The 2,467-nt window shown below is 51.2% G+C and carries 2 tRNA genes and 1 rRNA gene; all 3 read right to left on the bottom strand.

From position 1 onward, the window contains the following. Nucleotides 1-107: 107 nt before the first annotated feature. Nucleotides 108-180 (bottom strand) — tRNA-Ala (locus K300_RS0113975). Between the two features lie 70 nt (nt 181-250). Continuing rightward, nucleotides 251-324, bottom strand: a tRNA-Ile gene (locus K300_RS0113970). Nucleotides 325-438: 114 nt separating this feature from the next. Next, nucleotides 439-1,988 (bottom strand): 16S ribosomal RNA (locus K300_RS0113965). Nucleotides 1,989-2,467 lie beyond the last annotated feature (479 nt).

The raw sequence follows: 2,467 nt of genomic DNA, 5'->3' as shown, positions 1-2,467 counted from the left end.
CCGATCTCTATAGCATAGCTTATCGATATAATCGATTTTGCTACCTAATTTACTTCTTGAAAGCATCCTGGCTTGCAGAATGCATCTTTATCTAGTCTTCTTAAAAGTGGAGATGAGGAGATTCGAACTCCTGACCCCCGCCTTGCAAGGGCGGTGCTCTCCCAACTGAGCTACACCCCCATTAACCTGCCTGACCAGATTTACAACTGAAGCCAAGAACTACTCTCAGCATCAGCTCTAAACCTTCGTATGGGCCTAGGTGGATTTGAACCACCGACCTCACGCTTATCAGGCGTGCGCTCTAACCAACTGAGCTATAGGCCCTCTGTAAATTGAAAGGTACTTACAATTAAGTAAACACCCTCCAACTTACAGATTACCTTAACCAGTAAGTTAGATATAAAGGCCGGTCCGAGAAAGGTATTTTCCTTTCCTTAAAAAGGAGGTGATCCAGCCACACCTTCCGGTACGGCTACCTTGTTACGACTTCACCCCAGTTACCAGCTATACCATAGACGGCTCCCTCCATAAGGTTGGGCCACCGGCTTCAGGTACGGCCGACTTCCGTGGTGTGACGGGCGGTGTGTACAAGGCCCGGGAACGTATTCACCGCAGTTTTGCTGACCTGCGATTACTAGCGATTCCGGCTTCATGCAGTCGAGTTGCAGACTGCAATCTGAACTGGGGCGTACTTTGTGGGATTCGCTTGACTTCACAGTCTCGCTGCCCTCTGTATACGCCATTGTAGCACGTGTGTAGCCCTGGACATAAGGGCCATGATGACTTGACGTCGTCCCCACCTTCCTCCGCCTTGTCGACGGCTGTCCCATTAGAGTGCCCAACCGAATTGATGGCAACTAATAGTAGGGGTTGCGCTCGTTGCGGGACTTAACCCAACACCTCACGGCACGAGCTGACGACAGCCATGCAGCACCTGTCATCCGGTTCTTACCAAAGGTAAGCACCAATATATCTCTATATTGTTCCAGAGATGTCAAGCCCAGGTAAGGTTCTGCGGTTAGCATCGAATTAAACCACGTGCTCCACCGCTTGTGCGGGCCCCCGTCAATTCCTTTGAGTTTCAGTCTTGCGACCGTACTCCCCAGGCGGGACGCTTAACGCGTTTGCTTCGGCACTGAAAGTGGTTACTTCCAACACCTAGCGTCCATCGTTTACAGCGTGGACTACCAGGGTATCTAATCCTGTTTGCTACCCACGCTTTCGCTCCTCAGCGTCAGTTACCGGCCAGTATGCCGCCTTCGCAACTGGTGTTCTTCCCTATATCTACGCATTTCACCGCTACACAGGGAATTCCGCATACCTCTCCGGCACTCTAGCATCATAGTTTCGAAGGCCGTACACCAGTTAAGCTGATGCCTTTAACCCTCGACTTACAATGCCGCCTACGAGCTCTTTACGCCCAGTGACTCCGAACAACGCTTGCCCCCTCCGTATTACCGCGGCTGCTGGCACGGAGTTAGCCGGGGCTGCTTCTGCAGGTACCGTCACACATGGACCAGTTACTGACCATGCCGTTCTTCCCTGCTGAAAGTACTTTACGACCCGAAAGCCTTCATCATACACGCGGCGTTGCTGCATCAACCTTGCGGTCATTGTGCAAAATTCCCCACTGCTGCCTCCCGTAGGAGTCTGGACCGTGTCTCAGTTCCAGTGTGGGCGGCCACCCTCTCAGGCCGCCTAGCCATCGTTGCCTTGGTGAGCCGTTACCTCACCAACTAGCTAATGACACGCGAGACCATCCCAAAGCGACAGCCGAAACCGTCTTTTCCCGCAGTAAACTAATACCGGGGGCTTATGAAGTATTAGCAACTCTTTCGAGTTGTTATCCCTCTCTCCGGGGCAGGTTCCTCACGCGTTACTCACCCGTGCGCCAGTGTAATCACACCCGAAGGTGCTTTCCCCTTGACTTGCATGTGTTAAGCACGCCGCCAGCGTTCGTTCTGAGCCAGGATCAAACTCTCCGTCCAAACTCAGTTATATCTTTTTCCCTTTTCTCGGACCGGCCTATTCTATTGTCAAACAACGTTTAACTTGCTCTGTTATCCCTCCCGCTCTCGTGAGCGGAAGGAAGTTATAACCAATCTCAGCCGCGAAGTCAATCACTTTTTTTAAAAAAGTTTTTAACCTCGTTCCAAGCCCGTTTCAACGCTCATACCTGGAAACGGTTTCACCGTCCTGATGTATTATCATTGAAATCGAACCGCCGGAACATCTCCGGCTGGAATGGATTATACCTATCGGTAAGTTCTTATATCCCTTAACGAGGCCTGCTCTCTTTCGGATGCGTCACCAATGGTGAACACCCTTAACAAGACTCCCGGCCAACTTATCGGCCAACGGAACCAAACTCACCCTGCTTTCAAACAAATCTACCTTCCATGAACACCAAATCAGGTGCTTCCCAAAAGGTTGCCGTCCTTGCGACGGAAGACAGTTATAACGAAAA

It is taken from the genome of Limisalsivibrio acetivorans, assembly GCF_000421105.1.
Lineage (GTDB): Bacteria > Chrysiogenota > Deferribacteres > Deferribacterales > Geovibrionaceae > Limisalsivibrio > Limisalsivibrio acetivorans.
This window is presented reverse-complemented; position numbering and strand designations above follow the sequence as displayed.